General features: G+C 61.0%; 16 protein-coding genes and 1 pseudogene. 14 read left to right on the top strand and 3 right to left on the bottom strand.

The genetic code is table 11. From position 1 onward, the window contains the following. Nucleotides 1-69 precede the first annotated feature (69 nt). The 14 genes from D460_RS0122970 to D460_RS35340 all read left to right on the top strand — a co-directional run bounded on the left by D460_RS0122970 (nucleotide 70) and on the right by D460_RS35340 (nucleotide 14,942). Nucleotides 70-1,548, top strand: coding sequence for an NAD-dependent succinate-semialdehyde dehydrogenase (locus D460_RS0122970; protein ID WP_018900946.1), 1,479 nt, complete (start codon nucleotides 70-72; stop codon nucleotides 1,546-1,548). A 14-nt stretch (nucleotides 1,549-1,562) separates the two neighbouring features. Further along, nucleotides 1,563-2,966, top strand: a complete 1,404-nt coding sequence (locus D460_RS0122965; RefSeq protein ID WP_018900945.1) for an aspartate aminotransferase family protein — start codon at nucleotides 1,563-1,565, stop codon at nucleotides 2,964-2,966. 155 nt (nucleotides 2,967-3,121) lie between these two features. Beyond that, entirely contained in the window at nucleotides 3,122-4,570 is a 1,449-nt protein-coding gene (locus tag D460_RS0122960) for a PLP-dependent aminotransferase family protein (protein ID WP_018900944.1), read from the top strand. Between the two features lie 69 nt (nucleotides 4,571-4,639). Continuing rightward, a complete protein-coding gene (gene eutB / locus D460_RS0122955; protein ID WP_026283431.1) occupies nucleotides 4,640-5,653 on the top strand; it encodes a hydroxyectoine utilization dehydratase EutB in 1,014 nt (337 codons plus the stop codon). Further along, nucleotides 5,650-6,663: an ectoine utilization protein EutC gene (gene eutC, locus D460_RS0122950; RefSeq protein WP_018900942.1), complete on the top strand. Its 1,014-nt coding sequence runs from the start codon at nucleotides 5,650-5,652 to the stop codon at nucleotides 6,661-6,663. The genes eutB and eutC overlap by 4 nt, the downstream gene beginning before the upstream one ends. Next, a complete protein-coding gene (doeA, locus tag D460_RS0122945; RefSeq protein WP_018900941.1) occupies nucleotides 6,660-7,838 on the top strand; it encodes an ectoine hydrolase DoeA in 1,179 nt (392 codons plus the stop codon). The genes eutC and doeA overlap by 4 nt, the downstream gene beginning before the upstream one ends. 7 nt (nucleotides 7,839-7,845) lie before the next feature. Next, nucleotides 7,846-8,859 (top strand): N(2)-acetyl-L-2,4-diaminobutanoate deacetylase DoeB, encoded by a 1,014-nt coding sequence (gene doeB / locus D460_RS0122940; RefSeq protein WP_026283430.1) that lies wholly within the window; start codon nucleotides 7,846-7,848, stop codon nucleotides 8,857-8,859. A 61-nt stretch (nucleotides 8,860-8,920) separates the two neighbouring features. Further along, complete coding sequence (gene ehuB / locus D460_RS0122935; RefSeq protein ID WP_018900939.1) at nucleotides 8,921-9,772, top strand: ectoine/hydroxyectoine ABC transporter substrate-binding protein EhuB; 852 nt, start codon at nucleotides 8,921-8,923, stop codon at nucleotides 9,770-9,772. A 61-nt stretch (nucleotides 9,773-9,833) separates the two neighbouring features. Continuing rightward, nucleotides 9,834-10,499: an ectoine/hydroxyectoine ABC transporter permease subunit EhuC gene (ehuC, locus tag D460_RS0122930; protein WP_018900938.1), complete on the top strand. Its 666-nt coding sequence runs from the start codon at nucleotides 9,834-9,836 to the stop codon at nucleotides 10,497-10,499. A gap of 12 nt (nucleotides 10,500-10,511) precedes the next feature. Then, entirely contained in the window at nucleotides 10,512-11,204 is a 693-nt protein-coding gene (ehuD, locus tag D460_RS0122925; protein WP_018900937.1) for an ectoine/hydroxyectoine ABC transporter permease subunit EhuD, read from the top strand. After that, nucleotides 11,201-11,980 carry an ectoine/hydroxyectoine ABC transporter ATP-binding protein EhuA gene (ehuA, locus tag D460_RS0122920; protein WP_018900936.1) on the top strand — a complete coding sequence of 260 codons (780 nt, stop codon included), beginning with the start codon at nucleotides 11,201-11,203 and terminating at the stop codon, nucleotides 11,978-11,980. The genes ehuD and ehuA overlap by 4 nt, the downstream gene beginning before the upstream one ends. Nucleotides 11,981-12,264: 284 nt before the next feature. Continuing rightward, nucleotides 12,265-12,531 carry a type II toxin-antitoxin system ParD family antitoxin gene (locus D460_RS0122915; RefSeq protein WP_018900935.1) on the top strand — a complete coding sequence of 89 codons (267 nt, stop codon included), beginning with the start codon at nucleotides 12,265-12,267 and terminating at the stop codon, nucleotides 12,529-12,531. Next, entirely contained in the window at nucleotides 12,528-12,824 is a 297-nt protein-coding gene (locus D460_RS0122910; RefSeq protein WP_018900934.1) for a type II toxin-antitoxin system RelE/ParE family toxin, read from the top strand. The genes D460_RS0122915 and D460_RS0122910 overlap by 4 nt, the downstream gene beginning before the upstream one ends. Before the next feature lie 1,446 nt (nucleotides 12,825-14,270). Further along, nucleotides 14,271-14,942, top strand: coding sequence for a LysR substrate-binding domain-containing protein (locus D460_RS35340; RefSeq protein ID WP_081619958.1), 672 nt, complete (start codon nucleotides 14,271-14,273; stop codon nucleotides 14,940-14,942). 67 nt (nucleotides 14,943-15,009) lie between these two features. On the opposite strand, the pseudogene D460_RS36840 reads toward D460_RS35340, so the two are convergent. The 3 genes and pseudogenes from D460_RS36840 to D460_RS0122890 all read right to left on the bottom strand — a co-directional run. Next, nucleotides 15,010-15,172, bottom strand: a pseudogene (locus D460_RS36840) (MBL fold metallo-hydrolase); the annotation flags it as partial. A gap of 73 nt (nucleotides 15,173-15,245) precedes the next feature. Beyond that, entirely contained in the window at nucleotides 15,246-16,862 is a 1,617-nt protein-coding gene (locus tag D460_RS0122895; protein ID WP_018900931.1) for an FGGY-family carbohydrate kinase, read from the bottom strand. Between the two features lie 62 nt (nucleotides 16,863-16,924). Then, the gene (locus D460_RS0122890) at nucleotides 16,925-17,653 is read right to left on the bottom strand and encodes an SDR family oxidoreductase (protein WP_018900930.1); all 729 of its coding nucleotides are present in this window, start codon (nucleotides 17,651-17,653) and stop codon (nucleotides 16,925-16,927) included. Between the last annotated feature and the right edge of the window lie 20 nt (nucleotides 17,654-17,673).

The raw sequence follows: 17,673 nt of genomic DNA, 5'->3' as shown, positions 1-17,673 counted from the left end.
TGACATCAATGCAGGCAGTCGATCATGGCGGGAGGTTAGTCTCTTTGTAAACCCTTATTGGAGCTTCGCATGAAAGGCCTTGCCAACAGCGCGCTGAAAAACCTGAAACGACCCGATCTGATCGAGCGCCGGGCCTTTCTGAACGGCACATGGGCTGCGCGCGCAGAGACCCTGGGCGTCATTGATCCGGCAACCGGTGAACAGTTCGCAGATGTCGCGGCCTGCTCTCTTGAGGATGCCGATGCTGCCGTCGACGCCGCGAGAGACGCTTTTCTTGACTGGCGTGACAAGCTTCCCGTGGAACGCGGTCGGATCCTGCTCAAATGGGCAGGGCTGATGCGCGACAATGCCCAGGATCTCGCCATCATCATGACGGCCGAACAGGGCAAGCCGCTGGCAGAATCGCTCGGCGAAATTTCCTATGCCGCGAATTTCCTCGAATGGTTTGCCGGCGAAGCCGAGCGTGCCTATGGCGAAACGTTTCCGAGCCACCTGCCAGGCAGCCGGCTTTCGGTCCAGATGCAGCCGCTTGGCGTTACCGTGGCGATCACACCATGGAACTTTCCCTGCGCCATGATCACGCGCAAGGCCGGCGCTGCGCTGGCGGCTGGCTGCACCATGATCGTCAAGCCTGCCCCTGAAACGCCGCTTTCAGCGCTTGCCTTGGCAAAACTTGCCCAAGAGGCCGGAATGCCGGCCGGCGTCTTCCAGGTTATCACAGGCGAAGCCGCGCAGCTTGCCCGCCGCCTGCTGGAGCACACGGATGTGCGGGCCTTTTCCTTCACCGGCTCGACGGAAGTCGGGCGCATCCTGCTCAGCCAGTCGTCGGCCACCGTGAAGAAAGCCTCGTTGGAACTTGGCGGCCATGCACCTTTCATCCTGTTTGACGACGCCGAATTTTCCAAAGCCGTAAAGGGCTGTATCGGCGCCAAATTCGCCACGTCGGGACAGGATTGCCTCGCCGCCAACAGGATTTACGTCCAGCGCGGCAACTACGATCGGTTCGTGGATGCCTTTGCGAAGGCGACCCGAGAGCTTACGGTCGGCCACGGTCTTGAACCCGCCACCGAGATCGGGCCGATGACGCGGCCGACTGTTGCGGAGAAATGCCGTCAGCAGATCGCCCAGGCGCTTTCGGCCGGTGCACGTCTCGTGTGCGGCGGGCAGGACAGCCCACTCGGTGGCAATTTCATAATGCCAACCGTGCTTGCCGACGTCACCGACGACATGCTGATTGCCCGCGAAGAGACCTTCGGCCCGGTCGCAGCCATACTGCCGTTCGATGACGAGCAGGAGGTACTCTCCCGTGCCAATGCCACCGAAATGGGGCTGGCAGCCTATCTCTACACCAACGATCTTGGCCGGGCGATGCGCCTCACCGATCGACTTGAATACGGCATGATTGCCGTCAACACGCCGAAATTCACCGGCGCCCCGATACCCTTCGGTGGCTGGAAGCAATCCGGCCTTGGTCGCGAAGGCTCGCGCCACGGCCTCCTGGAATATCTCGAAGCAAAATATGTCTGCTTCGGCAATCTCGCTGCATGAAAGGACCCGTTGATATGACCACCAACGTTAACCAGATCGCCACGATGGACCGCAATTCGGTCCTGCATCCCTTCACGCAGCTCAAGGATTTCGCAAGCGGCAAGCTCGGCGATCCGACGATCGTCGAAACCGGCAAGGGCATCCGCATCCAGGATGCCAACGGCACGCAGCTGATCGACGGTTTCGCCGGCCTCTACTGCGTCAATGTCGGCTATGGCCGCACCGAGGTCGCCGAGGCCATCTCGCGCCAAGCCTATCGCCTCGCCTATTACCATTCCTACGCCGCTCACACGACGGATGAGCTCGCGATCCTCTCCGATCGACTGGTGAAGATGGCACCGGGCAAGATGAGCAAGGTTTTCTACGGCATGTCGGGCTCCGATGCCAACGAAACGCAGGCTAAGCTTGTCTGGTACTACAACAACCTGCGCGGCAAGCCGAACAAGAAGAAGATCATCTCCCGCGAACGCGGCTATCACGGTTGCAGCGTGGTTTCCGGTTCAATGACCGGCATGAGTTTTTACCATGACCACATGGACCTACCGCGTGCTGGCATCCTCCACACCGGCGTGCCGCATCACTATTGGGGCGCGGAAGCCGGCGAGACGGAAGTCGAATTTTCCCAGCGCCGTGCCGATGAGCTCGAAGCCTTGATCCTGCGCGAAGACCCCGACACGATCGGCGCCTTTATCGCCGAGCCCGTGCTTGGCACAGGCGGCATCACCCCGCCGCCGCAAGGATACTGGGACGACGTGCAAAAAGTCCTCCGAAAATACGATATCCTGCTCATCGCCGACGAAGTCATCACCGGTTTTGGACGGACCGGCTCGATGTTCGGATCGCAGCACTACGGTATCGAACCCGACCTGATCACCATCGCCAAAGGCCTCACCTCGGCTTACTTCCCGCTATCGGGGGCCATCGTCGGCGAGAAGGTCTACAAGGTGATGGAAGAAGCGGCCGACCGCGTCGGCGCTTTTTCGCACGGTTACACCTATTCCGGCCATCCTATTGGCGCAGCAGCGGCCAATGCCGTTCTCGACATCGTCGAGAAAGAGGATCTACCGGGCAATGCGCGCACGGTTGGCACCTATTTCCAGGCGCAGCTAAAGGCCAAATTCGCTCAACTTCCGATCGTCGGTGAAGTCCGCGGTGTCGGCTTGATGGGGGCCATCGAATTTGTGGCCGACCGGGAAAAGAAGGTACGTTTCGCGCCTGGCCTGACTGTCGGCGCCCGGATCTCCAAAGCCGCACGCAGCCGCGGCCTTATCGCCCGTGCCATGCCGCATGGCGACATCTTGGGTTTCGCACCACCGCTTGTCACGACCAAAGAAGAAGTCGATGAGATCGTTGCCATCGCCGAATCCGCCGTCCGCTCCGTCATGGACGAATTGGTTCGGGCAGGCGAGACGATCTGAGGAAAGCATGTTTGCCGGCGAGACAAACCTCACCTGGCAACAGCGTCTTTGGATTATTTCTGAGGCAATCGCGGCTCGCGATGCATAAGGCTTCAACTTTTGAGAGGAAGCATGCATAATGTCATGAAATTATCGCCTCAAAAACGAGACAATTCATGCGCCGCCAAGCCAATCCCTTCGTTACCGATCCGACTCCCGCGACAAAACCGGTTATCTGGCGGACGAGCGTGGCGAAGCAGAAGGGCGAGACGAAGCATGCGGCTCTGACCGAGCGGATCATCGCCGATATCGATTCCGGCATTCTCAAACCAATGGACCGGATGCCGACGCATCGCGATCTGGCGCGCGAACTCGGCCTGTCAGTTCAGACCGTCAGCCTCTCCTACAAGGAAGCGGAGAGGCTCGGCTATCTGAGTGGCGAGATCGGCCGCGGGACCTTCGTCAAGGCGCGCGTGACGGACCGCGCGGGCCGGATGATGCTCGACCACAGCCAGAACGAGATACTCGACCTCTCGATCATCCGCGCCGTCTATCTCGATGCGCACGAGGATGCTTCGCGCGAGATTTTTCGCGAGCTTGCCGAGAGCGATATCGCAAGCTTCATGCGCCCTTGCCGGCCGATCGCTGGGCTCGACCGGCATCGCGAAACGGCGCGGCTCTGGCTGCAGCCGATGGGCGTCAGCGCCGGCGCCGAGCGCATCCTCGTCACCAACGGGGCGGCACACAGCATCTTCCTCGCCCTGAGCTGCATCATCCGCTCCGGCGATGTCGTGCTGTGCGAGAACCTCACGGATCACGGCATCATCGGGCTCTCAAACATCCTCGGCTTCAGCCTGAAGGGGTTGCCGACAGATGCTGAGGGTATCTTGCCCGATGCGCTGGAAGCGGCTTGCGCCTTGGGCAGTGTCAGGGCGCTGGTGCTCATTCCGACGCTCAACAACCCGACCAGCCACGTTGCCGGTGCAGAGCGGAGGCGCGCGATTGCCGAGATTGCACAGCGTTACGGCATCTTCGTCATCGAGGATGAGGTTTACAGACCGATGATCGAGGAGGACCTGCCCTCGATCACTGAGATGCTGCCCGATCTCGGCTTCTTCGCTACAAGCTTCACCAAGACGGTGCTCACTGGCCTGCGGGTCGGCTACCTCGTCGTTCCGCCCGCCTATTCGATCCGCGCGGCTTCCATCCTGCGGGTATCGAGCTGGAGCGGCACCTATCTGACCGCCGAGATCGCCACGCGCTGGGTCGAGAACGGGACGGCGCAGGAATTGCTGGCGATACAGCGCGAGGAAGCGCGCGCGCGCCAAGGCATCGCCGCCGAGATCCTCGGCAGCCATTTCGCCTCCAGCCACCCGTTGTCGCTCTGCGCATGGTTGAAGGTGCCGCATCACTGGACGGAAGATGGCCTGGTGCGCTCGCTTGCCAACCAGAATGTCGCCGTCACGCCGTCGGAGCCATTCATTGCGGGACCCGGCCACGGCGGCGGCATCCGGATCTGCCTTGGCGGTCGGGTGAGCCAACCGACACTTCGGAAAGCGCTGACAACAGTGCGCCAAGCCTTCGAGCAGCTGCCGCCCGTCTATGACGTCGGCTCCATCGGCTGATGTCCGGTTCAGGGCAATCATTGAATCATTACAATATAATAATTGACATGATTTTACTTCGCTCCCAACATGACAATCATGAAGAGCGAGCCGAGATCAATAGAAAACGAGATGCCGCCAGTCAGTCTGGCTGATATCGAGCGCGCTGCCGATCGCATCCGTGGTCGTGTGACACGCACGCCACTCGTTCACTCCGCTTCGCTTTCCAAGCGGGCTCGTCAACCCATTCATCTGAAGCTCGAGACCCACCAGCCGACCGGCGCCTTTAAGCTGCGCGGCGCGACGAATGCCATTCTCGCGCTCGACCGTGCGGCCCGCGAGCACGGCCTTGCCACCGCCTCGACCGGCAATCACGGCCGCGCCGTCGCCTATGCGGCACGCGCGCTCGGTATCCCCGCAACGATCTGCATGTCATCGATGGTACCGGCCAACAAGGTCGAGGCCATCAGGGCGCTCGGCGCCGAAATCCGCATCGTCGGCGTGTCGCAGGATGATGCGCAGGATGAGGTCGAGCGGCTTGTCGAAAGCCGCGGCCTGACGCCGATCCCGCCGTTCGATCACGCTGACGTCGTTGCCGGTCAGGGCACGATCGGCCTCGAAATCGTCGAGGATCTGCCCGATCTCGCGACCGTTCTCATCCCCCTGTCTGGTGGCGGATTGGCGGGCGGCATCGCTGTCGCGGTCAAGGCGCTGAGGCCGCAGGCGCGGATCGTCGGCATCTCGATGGAGCGTGGCGCCGCCATGCATGCATCGATTGCCGCCGGCAGGCCCGTCGCGGTGCGCGAAGAGGAGACGCTGGCGGATTCGCTTGGCGGCGGCATCGGCCTTTCGAACCGGGTGACCTTCCCGCTCTGCCGCAATCTGCTCGACGAGATCGTCCTGCTGACCGAAGACGAGATCGCCGCGGGAATCCGCCATGCCTCGCATGAAGAAGGCGAGATCGTCGAGGGCGCCGGAGCGGTCGGCATTGCCGCTATTCTTGCCGGCAAAGTCGAACTCACTGGCCCCACAGCCGTGATCCTCTCGGGCGGCAATATCGACGCCAGGGTTCACCGGAATATCATCGAGGGAGGTGCTGCATGAGCCGCATTCGCATCCTGACGGAAAGGGACCTGCGCGCCGTCGTCAGCCTTGATATCTCGGCTGTCGACTGCGTCGAGCAGGCCTTCCTGGCGCTTGCGACGCAGCCGGTGGCGATGCCGCCGATCCTGCGGCTCGACATTCCCGAATTCCGCGGTGAAGTCGACGTCAAGACGGCCTATGTGCCGGGTTTCGATGGCTTCGCGATCAAGGTCAGTCCCGGCTTCTTCGACAATCCGAAGCTCGGCCTGCCCAGCCTCAACGGGTTGATGATCCTGTTCAGCGCCAAAACGGGCCTGGTCGAAGCCCTGCTTCTCGACAACGGCTATCTGACCGACGTGCGCACCGCCGCAGCCGGTGCGGTCGCCGCCCGGCATCTGTCGCGCAAAGAGGCGTCGGTCGCCACGATCTTCGGTGCCGGCATGCAGGCGCAGCTGCAGCTCTCGGCACTGACGCTGGTGCGCCCGATCAAATCGGCACGCATCTGGGCGCGCGATCATGCAAAGGCGGAAAAGCTCGCGGCCGAATGCGCGCGGCAATTCGGCATCGACTTTACCGCCTTCTCCGATCCGCGCGAGGCGATGCGCGGCAGCGACATCGTCGTCACCACCACACCGGCCGAAGAGCCCATCCTGATGGCCGATTGGCTGGAACCCGGCCAGCATTTGACGGCGATGGGTTCGGATTCCGAACACAAGAACGAGATTGATCCCGCCGTCTTCGCCCGGGCCACCTACATTGCCGACCGCCTGTCACAGACCCGCATCCTTGGCGAACTGCACCACGCCATCAAAGCGGGTTCGGCGACGCCGGAGCAGCAATTTGCCGAGCTTGGTGCGGTCATCGCCGGCACAGCGAAGGGCCGCGTCAGCGCCGGGGACATAACCTTTGCCGACCTGACCGGGACCGGTGTGCAGGACACCGCGATCGCCAATCTGGCCGTCAGCCGCGCGACAGCGGCAGGCAGAGGTCAGACAATCGAAAACAAAAGAGAAATGGGAGATGCCGCGTGAGCGTGACGCTGAACTTTACGCGTGAGGAGTATGCCGAGCGTCTGTCCAAGACCCGTCATGCCATGGAAAAGGCCGGGATCGACCTGCTTGTCGTCACCGACCCGTCCAACATGCACTGGCTCTCCGGCTACGATGGCTGGTCCTTCTATGTGCATCAATGCGTTCTGGTGCCGCCATCAGGGGAGCCGATCTGGTATGGCCGCAAGCAGGATGCCAACGGCGCCAAGCGCACCGCATACCTGCATCATGACAATATCATCGGCTACCCGGACCACTATGTGCAATCGACCGAGCGACACCCGATGGATCTGCTCTCGCAGATCATCGACGAGCGCAAATGGTCGGGGCTGACCGTCGGCGTCGAGATGGACAATTACTATTTCTCGGCGGCAGCCTATGCCTCGTTGCAGAGGAACCTGCCGAACGCCCGCTTCAAGGACGCAGCCGGCCTCGTCAACTGGCAGCGCGCCGTCAAGAGCCCGACCGAACTCGACTATATGCGCAAGGCGGGCAAGATCGTCGAGCTGATGCACAAGCGCATCGTCGAGGTCGTCGAACCCGGCATGCGCAAATGCGATCTCGTTGCCGAGATCTATGATGCGGCAATCAGGGGAACGCCGGAGTTCGGCGGCGATTACCCGGCAATCGTACCGCTTCTGCCGTCGGGCGCCGACGCTTCCGCGCCCCACCTCACCTGGGACGACAAGCCGATGCGCATCGGCGAGGGCACGTTCTTCGAGATCGCCGGCGCCTACAAGCGTTATCACTGCCCGCTGTCGCGCACCGTTTTTCTCGGCAACCCGACGCAGGCATTTCTCGATGCCGAAAAGGCGACGCTGGAAGGCATGGAAGCCGGGCTTGCCGCAGCCAAGCCGGGCAACAGCTGCGAGGACATCGCCAACGCCTTCTTTGCCGTGCTGAAGAAATACGGGATCATCAAGGACAATCGCACGGGCTACCCCATAGGGCTCTCCTATCCACCGGACTGGGGCGAGCGCACCATGAGCCTGCGGCCCGGCGACCGGACGGAACTGAAGCCCGGCATGACCTTCCATTTCATGACCGGTCTCTGGCTTGAGGATATGGGGCTGGAGATCACCGAAAGCATCGCGATCACCGAAACCGGCGTCGAATGCCTATCGAATGTGCCGCGACAGCTTTTCGTGAAGGGGTGAGGCAATGCTGACCAGCGCTGCGCTCCGTCCCTCGCCGATCACCCCTACTGTCGATTTCGACGGCAAGGGCGTCCAGCACGGGCATCTGCGCCTGCCCTATAGCCGCGATGACAGCGCCTGGGGCTCGGTTATGATTCCGATCTGCGTCATTGCCAACTGCGAAGGGCCGACCGCGCTGCTGACCGGTGCAAACCATGGCGACGAATATGAGGGGCCCGCGGCACTCTTCGAACTGGCGCAAACGCTAGATCCCGCCGCGATCAACGGACGCGTCATCATCGTGCCGGCGCTCAATTATCCTGCGTTTCGTGCCGGCACACGGACCTCGCCGATCGATCGGGGAAATCTGAACCGCAGCTTTCCGGGCCGCTCGGATGGAACGGTGACGGAGAAGATCGCCGACTACGTCACGCGCCATCTGATACCGCTCGCCGATATCGTGCTCGACTTCCATTCCGGCGGCAGGACATTGGATTTCCTGCCCTATGCCGCGGCCCACGAGCTGCCGGACAAAGACCAGGAAGCGCGCTGCTTCGATGCCGTCGCCGCCTTCGCGGCACCGTTTTCGATGAAGATGCTGGAGATCGATGCGGTCGGCATGCTCGATACGACGGTCGAGGAAATGGGCAAGGTCTTCGTCACCACCGAACTCGGCGGTGCCGGGACGGCCACGGCGCGGTCGATCGAGATTGCCCGCAAGGGCAGCCTCAACCTGCTGCGGCATGCCGGGATCCTTTCGGGTGAACCGAATGCCGTGCCCACTCGTTGGTTGGATATGCCATCGAGCGACTGCTTCACTTTTGCGCAGGATGAGGGACTGATCGCCTTCGCCGCCGATCTCGGCGACCCGGTCAGGACAGGCGAGGTCATCGCCCGCGTCTACTCTGTCGGCAAAACCGGCATTGCGCCAATCGAGTACCGCGCCGCCATGGATGGCGTGCTCGCGGCTCGCCACGTACCCGGCCTGATCAAGGCCGGCGACTGCCTTTCCGTGATCGCGACGATCACGGAGGAGACCTAACCCAAGAGACCCCGCGAGATCCGAAAACGGACAGCAAAACCCTAACCAGAGGAGAATTCGCATGCCAATCAAGACAATCGCCGGCCTTTCCGCCCTTGCACTGATGGTGGGCGTAACGTCCGCCAGCGCGCTTACGCTCTCAGAGGTCAAGGAGCAGGGTTACATCCGCGCCGCGACCGCCAATGAAGTGCCCTATTCCTACATGCAGCCCGACGGCACCTCTGCCGGCATCGGTCCCGATGTCGCCAGCGCCGTGTTGAAATCCATGGGGATTGAGGAGATCAACTGGACGGTGACGCCGTTCGGCACGCTGATTCCGGGCCTCAAGGCAAAGCGCTTCGACTTTGCCGCGGCCGAGCAGAACATCTCGCCGGAGCGCTGCAAGCAGGTCGCCTTCACCGAGCCAAACTCGTCCTATGGTGAAGGCCTGCTCGTCAAAAAGGGCAATCCGAAGGGCCTGAAGACCTATGCCGACATCGCCAACGACCCGTCGCTGACGGTGGCCGTCGTCTCCGGCGCCAACAATGTTGACTTCCTGCGCGCCGTCGGTGTCAAGGATGAGCAGATCGTCTTCATTCCGGCCAATGCCGATGCTATCCCGACCGTGCAGAGCCGTACCGACGCCTATGCGGCGACCGAACTGACTGTCGCGGCGCTCGCCAAGGGCCAGGCCCAGGTCGAGCAGGTCGCGCCGTTCACGGACCCGATCGTCAAGGATGCGCCGGTTCGCAATTATGGTGGCTTTGCCTTCCGCCCGGAAGACAAGGAACTGCGCGACGCCTTCAACGCCGCGCTCGTCAAGTTCCGCACGACGGATGAGTACAAGGCGATCCTCACCAAGTACGGCCTTTCCGAGCAGAGTATCGCTGCAGCCGCCGACAAGAAGGTCGATGACCTCTGCGCCGGCAAGTAACGGCAGAAGGCGCCCGATCCCATCGGTCGGGCGCCGCTCCTAACGCTCAGGAGACTTCCGTATGAACTGGACAGCCTACCTGCCGATGCTTTGGCATGGCGCATTCATCACGATGACGATCACACTGGCGTCGATTGCCGTCGGCGCGATGCTCGCTTTTATTTTCGGCATCCTGCGCGTCGAGGGAGGACCGGTCCTCTCGGCTGTCGCGCTGTGTTACACAGAGGTGTTCCGCGGCACCTCGCTCTTCGTTCAGCTTTTCTGGTTTTACTACGCGCTGCCGCTGGTCGGCCTGAGCTTCGATCCGATCACCACCGGAATCCTGGTGCTGGCGGCCCACGCCGGCGGATATGGCGCAGAGATTGTGCGCGGGGCGCTGTCATCCGTGTCGGTGCAGCAGCTGGAGGCCGCCCGCGCCTTGAATTTCAGCCGCTTCCAGACGCTGTTTCGCATCTCGCTGCCGCAGGCGATCGTCGAGATGATGCCGGCCTTCGGCAATCTAGCGATCGAGACGCTCAAGCTCTCCTCGCTCGTGTCGCTGATATCGATTGCCGATCTCACTTTCGCGGCCCAGTCGATCCGCAACATCACGCTGGATAGCGCGAGCATCTATTCGATCACGCTCCTCTGCTACTTCGCCATGTCGCTGGTGCTGATGGTGGCGATCCGGCTGATCGAGCGTTTCGTGCGGCGCGGACATGCCTTTCCGCAGATGCCCCGTTCGTGAGGATATGACCACATGATGTATGGATACGAATGGGATACGACGACCTGGCTCACCTATACAAGCTCGATCCTGCCGATCATCCTGATCGGCCTGACCGTGACGTTGAAGGCAGCGGCGGCAGGCTTTGCCATCGCGCTCATGCTCGGCCTCGTCTTCGCGCTGCTGCGCCGCAGCCGCGTGATCGCGATCTCCTGGGCTACCGCCTTCGTCGTTGAGTTCCTGCGCGATACGCCTCTTCTGGTGCAGCTGTTCTTTCTCTATTACGTGCTGCCCGACTTCGGCGTCGTGCTTCCGGCCTTCCTGACGGGCGCCATCGCCCTTGGCCTGCAATATGCCGCCTACACATCCGAGGTCTATCGCGGCGGCATCGAGGCCGTGGCCCGCGGCCAGTGGGAAGCGGCAACGGCGCTCAATCTGACGCGCATGCAGGCCTACCGCGACATCATCATTCCGCAGGCCATCCCGCGGATCGTCCCGGCCATGGGCAATTATCTCGTCGCCATGATCAAGGAAACGCCGGTCCTTTCCGTTGTCACCGTCATGGAAATGATGGGCCTTGCCAACATGATCGGCGAACGCACCTTCGAATATCTCGTGCCGCTGACGCTTGTCGGCCTGATCTTCCTCCTCCTGACGCTGATCTGCTCGGCCGGTCTCCACCGGCTGCAGAAAGCTCTCCCAAAAGCAGGAATCCCCTTGCGATGACTGAGAACAACAATCCGCCCATCATCCAGTTTTCCAACGTCGCCAAGCGCTTCGGCCACCTGACGGTGCTCGACGACTTCAATTTCATTGTCCGGAAGGGCGAGAAGGTGACACTGATCGGACCGTCCGGGTCGGGGAAATCGACCGTCCTGCGCATCCTGATGACACTCGAACCGTTTCAGGATGGAAAGCTGACGTTACAGAACATGTCCTATCATGAACCGAACGGCAAAGGCCCTTTCAAGGCCACGGAAAGCCACCTGCGCCAGATCCGCAACCATGTTGGGATGGTGTTCCAGAGCTTCAATCTTTTCCCCCACATGACGGTTCTGCGCAACGTCGTCGAAGCGCCGCTGCGGGTGCTGGGTATTGCGCGCGCAGAAGCGGAAGCGCGGGCGCTACAACTGCTTGATATGGTGGGTCTCGCCGACAAGAAAGACTTTTATCCCTCGCAGCTCTCCGGCGGACAGCAGCAGCGCGTGGCGATCGCCCGCGCGCTGGCAATGCGCCCGCGGGTGCTTCTCTTCGATGAGCCGACCTCGGCGCTCGATCCGCAACTCGTTGGCGAAGTGCTCTCGGTCATCCGCGGCCTTGCGCATGAGCACGACCTGACGATGCTGCTCGTCACCCATGAAATGCGTTTTGCTCGGGAAGTTTCGGATCGGGTCTGCTTTTTCGACAAGGGGCGGATCTGCGAACAGGGCGCGCCCGAGGAAATATTCGGCGCACCCCAAAGGGAGCGGACGCGCGAATTTCTGTCATCGGTTCTAGGATAACACGGAAACCTAACGGGCTGAGGGCAGCCAATGCATTAGCGGTTCCGCTGCTTTGAAGCAGCAGAAGCGAATTTTCCTCTGATAACCTAACTGGTTTACCTGACAATGTCCCGTTGAAGATGAACAGGTACCGCGCGCGGCCCAAGACTATTATCGGACGTCTGTACTCAGGCAGATTGCCGAAGCGGGGATGGCCGGTGCCTGGCGGGAGACCACGCTCATCGTTCTTGATAATAGTTGATAAAAGACCTATCTTGTCTCCATTGAATTAGATGGAGGACCACATGATCAGTGCCGATCTGGGAAAACAGCTCGAAAACTATATCCAGCAACTCGTCGACACGGGCCGCTATGGCTCAAAAAGCGAAGTCCTGCGTGAAGGTGTGCGACTGGTCCAGGATCGCGAGACACGCCTCACCGCACTTGATGTTTCCATCATGCGCGGAATTTCCGATGCGGACGCCGGCCGAACGAAGCCGGCAAGCGATGTCTTCGACCGTCTCGAGGCTAAATATCGTGCTATGGCTGACAAAGCCGAAAAATCAGCATGATCCTGGAGTTTTCCAGCGAAGCGGAAAGCGATCTTGAGCAGATCGCGGATTATGTTGCTGAGCACAATCCACTGCGTGCCCTGTCATTTATTCGGGAGCTGCGGAGCAAATGTGAGGGTCTCGTTGATCGTCCAAATAGCTTCGCCCTCGTTCCGCGCTACGAGCACCATCATGTTCGTCGCCGCGTTCATGGGAACTACCTGATCTTCTACCGTGTCGAAACCGGAAAAGTAATCATCATTCATATCTTACATGGAGCCACCGACTATGGCGCCGCCGTGTTCGGCGAGTAATGTCGATGATCAACGGCATCGGCCGAAAGACGACAACGCGCGTTAACTCGCTCAAGACATATCCTGGGTTCTTAAAGGGATCTGAACCGGCGGCAGCTTGTCCAAACAGGTCAAACCGTTGAAGTGGCTACCGAGCGATTCTCGCATCGGAGCCCGCGCGACAGGTGACCAATGCCCAACGAGGCTGCCGTAGCAGCTTTACGTTACCTCTAGGACAGAAGAGTCACTTTCTTAATGCCATCAACAAGAACTTGGCTAGCCGTCGAAGTATAGCCACCCTTCCTTGTCGACAGCGCTTGCCTTTTCCATTGTCCGCGCGGGGGCGGCAGCCGCTCAGGCGGCGACGCTGAGCATGGCAGGTGGCGTCGGCGTTCTGTTTACCGATCCAGATCATGAAGCAGGCTGAGCTTGTCGAAAGGCGGGCAAAAGCGGCAGGACAAGATCTCAGCCTGGAGATGCTCAGCTTCCCAAGCTGACGACAGTGGTTTGATCCCCTTCACCCGCTCCAGCAAATTCAATAATCTAAGTATGGCGGCGTTTCACTCGTTTCGGTGCCGTGTCACTTGCGGTTCGCGCTTCGTACTTTGGCGATTTTGCGGCTAGCCTTGAGCCGTCGCTGCGACTGTACTTTTTCGTCATCTACGTCGTGTGGGTAGCGAGGTCGCTAGCCATTTCGATAGAACCCGTTGCTTCCACCGTCTATGAAACGGCGCTAGCGCGGGTAACTACCAGCGCGGCTTTTCGGTCAACGATTACCACTTCTGCGGCATGGGGATGGCGCCGTCGGACCTTCCATTTAACCGGTTCGCCACCGTCATAAACATCTGCGATGAGGATGACGCGCGCGGTGATTTTCGCAGTGCGATATGCCGGCCTCATTGTGGGCGAGCGAGCGATTCAATGGGGTGCCGATCGTAGTTGATCGGGACGCCCCAGTACGGATTATGGGCTGGGCGTCCCCTGCGGTCCACGGGCTTTCCACCCTCAGACTGGAGCGCCTACGGATAGTCCTTTCTTCGGAAGCAAAGTCGTTCGCTTTTGACGGTGGACGGATTAGGCAGATGAGGCCTGATGTTGCTGGCGCGCTGCAAGATAGAGCCTATTTGTGGTCAGGTTTTGATGCTTTTCTAGACTTGAATGGCCTACCCCCAGGCGAGTATCGAGTGATGGCCGGCACAGAGACGATGCCTCAGTGCGACTCCGGCCAGATCATATCAGTCAGTATGACGAAAGTCCCTATGTCTCAGTTCTGACCTCGCATCGGGTGACGCATTCGCGAGTAGCAACGCCATTGATCATGAGCCGCTACGACGTCCGCCGCTTGGCTCCGGGATAGGAAAAGTTTGCACTATTGTGTTCCACGACCGTCGAACGCAGACCCTCTCTCTCGCTATTGCGCCGGGCAAGCTGACGAGGGGCATTGCGTGACAAACAGACCGCGGCGTCATGATATTTTCCCGTTGCCGCAGTCTCAAGGTGGGCGAGATGACCAGCATGGCGGCGGCTGATATTGTAGGCGAGATCCGTTACACTGGAGAGGACATCCCGACGAGTCGGGCATCGCATTCAATGACCGCGGCGGAGTACATGCTTCCCCCGATCACTGCTGAGCTCATCCGACAGGCGCCGGCGGTCACGCTCGAGCTCGCGGTAGGCATGAACGATGTCCTGATCCGCGGTCTCTTGGAGAAGAACCTCGACCTCGTCTTCGGCCCGTTGACGCAGACGACGCGGGACAGCGGCAGTTTCGAATCATTCCCGCTTGTTGCCGATGATGTCGTTGCCGTCGCCAGCCATGACCACCCGATCTTCGACCAGACGGTCACGATCGATGAGGACGATGCGACGCTGATCACATCCGTCGTCTCCGGCCAGGTCGATGTCCAGCCAGTCGCCGTCATCAACGGCATCAACAAGAAGATGACCGCAAATCCGCTGCAGGTGAAGTTTACCCAGAAGGAAACCAATCTCGGCATCGGCATCCCCAAGGTCGAGACGGCTTTGAAGGGTTGGCTCGACCAGTGGGTTAAGACCAACTTCGACAACAAGGTACTGCGCGATATCTACCGCAACTACCACAATGCCGAATTACCTGACGATCTGACCTCGCGTCAGTGATGGAAGCAAAAACGCTGGGGTCGAAAGGCCCCAGCGAATTTCCGGGAGGTGAAGTTGGCCCGGCGGTGTTGCCGTCGGCAGCCACCCGGCCGATCGATAGAAACGGCGAGTGGGTCGCCACCATCTGTTTGCCGCTCTAGGCAGCTCGGTCAACGGGCGGATCCGAACCCCTGCCGCTTCTTCGGGGTCGTGTTCGAAGCCGTTATGCCAGTCGGATGGTCGAAGCCGACGAGCATCACTCGACATGGAATGGAATCGCCGGGTGCTGGCAGCATTCCGGACCTTTAGCCTTGTGGCAACGGATCAGTAGTCGCGCATTTGCTGGCCCAGCTGCTGTAGCGACTTGAAAGCGTCATATCTTCTCCGGTGAACATCGGCGGTCTCCCCCGCTGACGGCGTGAACGTCCCATCAACCATCGTCAGCTTGGTCATCGCTTCGCGTACATCGCTGTAACTGCCGCTGGCGACCGCGCCGAGAATCGCAGCGCCCAACAATACCGGCTCATCGGCCGAAGTTGCGACGATGGGTTTGCCACAAGCGTCCGCCAGAAGCTGGCGAACGAAGGCCTGCTGTCCAGCCCCGCCGCTGATGACGACGGTATCGATCTCGACGCCCGCCTCCGCCTGCGCGTCGATGATCTGCCTGAGACCATAGCCGATGCCATAGAGGCCGGCCACATAGAGCCGGACGAGGCTGTCGATATCGCGCTCCATGCCGAGGCCTGCGATCAGCGCGCGAGCGTGCGGGTCGGCGAGAGGTGCGCGGTTGCCCAGGAATTCAGGGACGACGTGAAGACCTGTCACGAGCGAGGTGGCATCGGCGCCTGCCGCGCTGCCAGCAAGGTCGGCAAGCATGACGGGGAGCGATTGGCCCTTGTCTTTTGCGATCCGCGTGGCCTCAACGGCTGCAGGATGAAATGAAAGAAGCTGTTCGATCGCAGCACCCGCAGCACTCTGCCCGCCTTCGTTGAGCCAAAGCCCGGGAACCATCGCCGAATAGTAAGGCCCCCAAACGCCCTGCACGAAGCCAGGTTCGACGGTCGATGTCATCGTGCAGGATGAGGTGCCGAAGACATAGCCGAGGTTTGCCGTCGGCCCGTCGCCAAAGCCGACCGTCCCGATCCCGCCGGCGTGGGCGTCGATCAATCCTGCCGCGACTGCCGTCCCAGGTAACAGCCCAAGTTCCGCTGCCGCCGCCTGCGTCAGGCCGCCGCCAAGCGCCGAGCCCGGTTCGACGATCGCCTGGCCGATACGGGCAAAGCCGTCATCCGCCAACGCGCCGAGGCCGATCTCTTCGAAATATGTCGGATCCCAGCGCTTCTCATGCGCGAGATAGGTCCACTTGCAGGTCACGGTGCAGGTGGAGCGCGAGAGGTCGCCCGTGGCGCGCCAGGTCAGGAAATCGGCGAGATCGAAGAATTGCCACGCCGCATCGAATACCTCCTGCCGGTTCTCTTTCAGCCACAGCAGCTTGGGCGTCTCCATCTCCGGAGAGATACGGCCGCCGACATAGCGCAGGACCTCGTGGCCGAGCGCATTGATCCGCTCCGCCTGGGAAACCGCACGGTGATCCATCCAGACGATGATGTTGCGTTCCGGGTCTTTGGAGGGGCCGACGGGCAAGGGCTTGCCCTGATCGCCGAGAACGACGAGCGAGCATGTGGCGTCGAAGCCCAATCCGACAACGGCTTCTCGGGTTACGGCGGCATCGTGAACGGACTGACGCACGGCCTCGCACACCGCCTGCCAGATCTCGTTGCTCGACTGCTCGACGATCGATCCGGCCTCGCGGTAGAGCGAGATGTCGCGCTTGGCGGAAGAAAGCATCCGTCCGCCGAGATCGAACACCCCCGCGCGAGCGCTTCCGGTGCCGACGTCAACGCCGATCACGTAGCGCGGTGTTTGGACTTCGTCGCTCATGGTCTCTCATCTTTCTGGCATGAATGGCTGATGCCCGCGCAACGCGCGGAGACCACGATTTTTTAGAGGTCGACGCTATTCGGGAGGATTACGAGGTCGCGGATGGTGACGTTGCGGGGCCGCGAGAGCATGAAGAGCACGCAGTCTGCGACTTCCTTGGGCTGCATCAGGCTGCCGTTGGCAAGCGCTTCCTCCATCTTCGCCTTCGGCCAATCATCGAGCAGCGCGGTGACGACCGGACCCGGCAGGACGGCGCCGACGCGCACGCCGTGCTGCGCCACCTGGCGGCGTGTCGAATGCACGAACGCCTGCACCGCGAATTTCGAGGCGGTGTAGATCGGCTCCCAGACAACAGGAACGACACCGGCGATCGAGCTGGTGAACAGGATGTCGCCCGACTTCTGGGCGATCATGTGTGGCAAGACGGCATGAACGGAGCGGAAGGCGGCGTTGATGTTGAGGTTCAGCATCCTGTCCCAGGCATCGGGATCGCCTTGCGCGACCTGCCCGCCGATATAGGCGCCGGCATTGGCGTGGAAGATGTCGAGCCTGCCGGCGATCTCCATAATCCTGGGAAGGATGCCCGAGAGCTGCTTGCCGTCGAGAAGATCGACGACCAGAGGGAATGCGCGCTCGCCGAATTCCCGGCAGATTTCATCCAACTTGTCCTTGGCGCGGTCGATCAGAACAACCGTCGCGCCTTCGGCGTGCAGTGTGCGGGCGCATTCGAGGCCAATGCCGGACGCCGAACCGGTGATGGCGGCAACTTTGCCTTTCATGAGGTCGGTCATGAATTTACTCCTTGAAGTTT

Origin of the sequence: Rhizobium sp. 2MFCol3.1 (assembly GCF_000377565.1) — a bacterium.
GTDB lineage: Bacteria > Pseudomonadota > Alphaproteobacteria > Rhizobiales > Rhizobiaceae > Rhizobium.
This window is presented reverse-complemented; position numbering and strand designations above follow the sequence as displayed.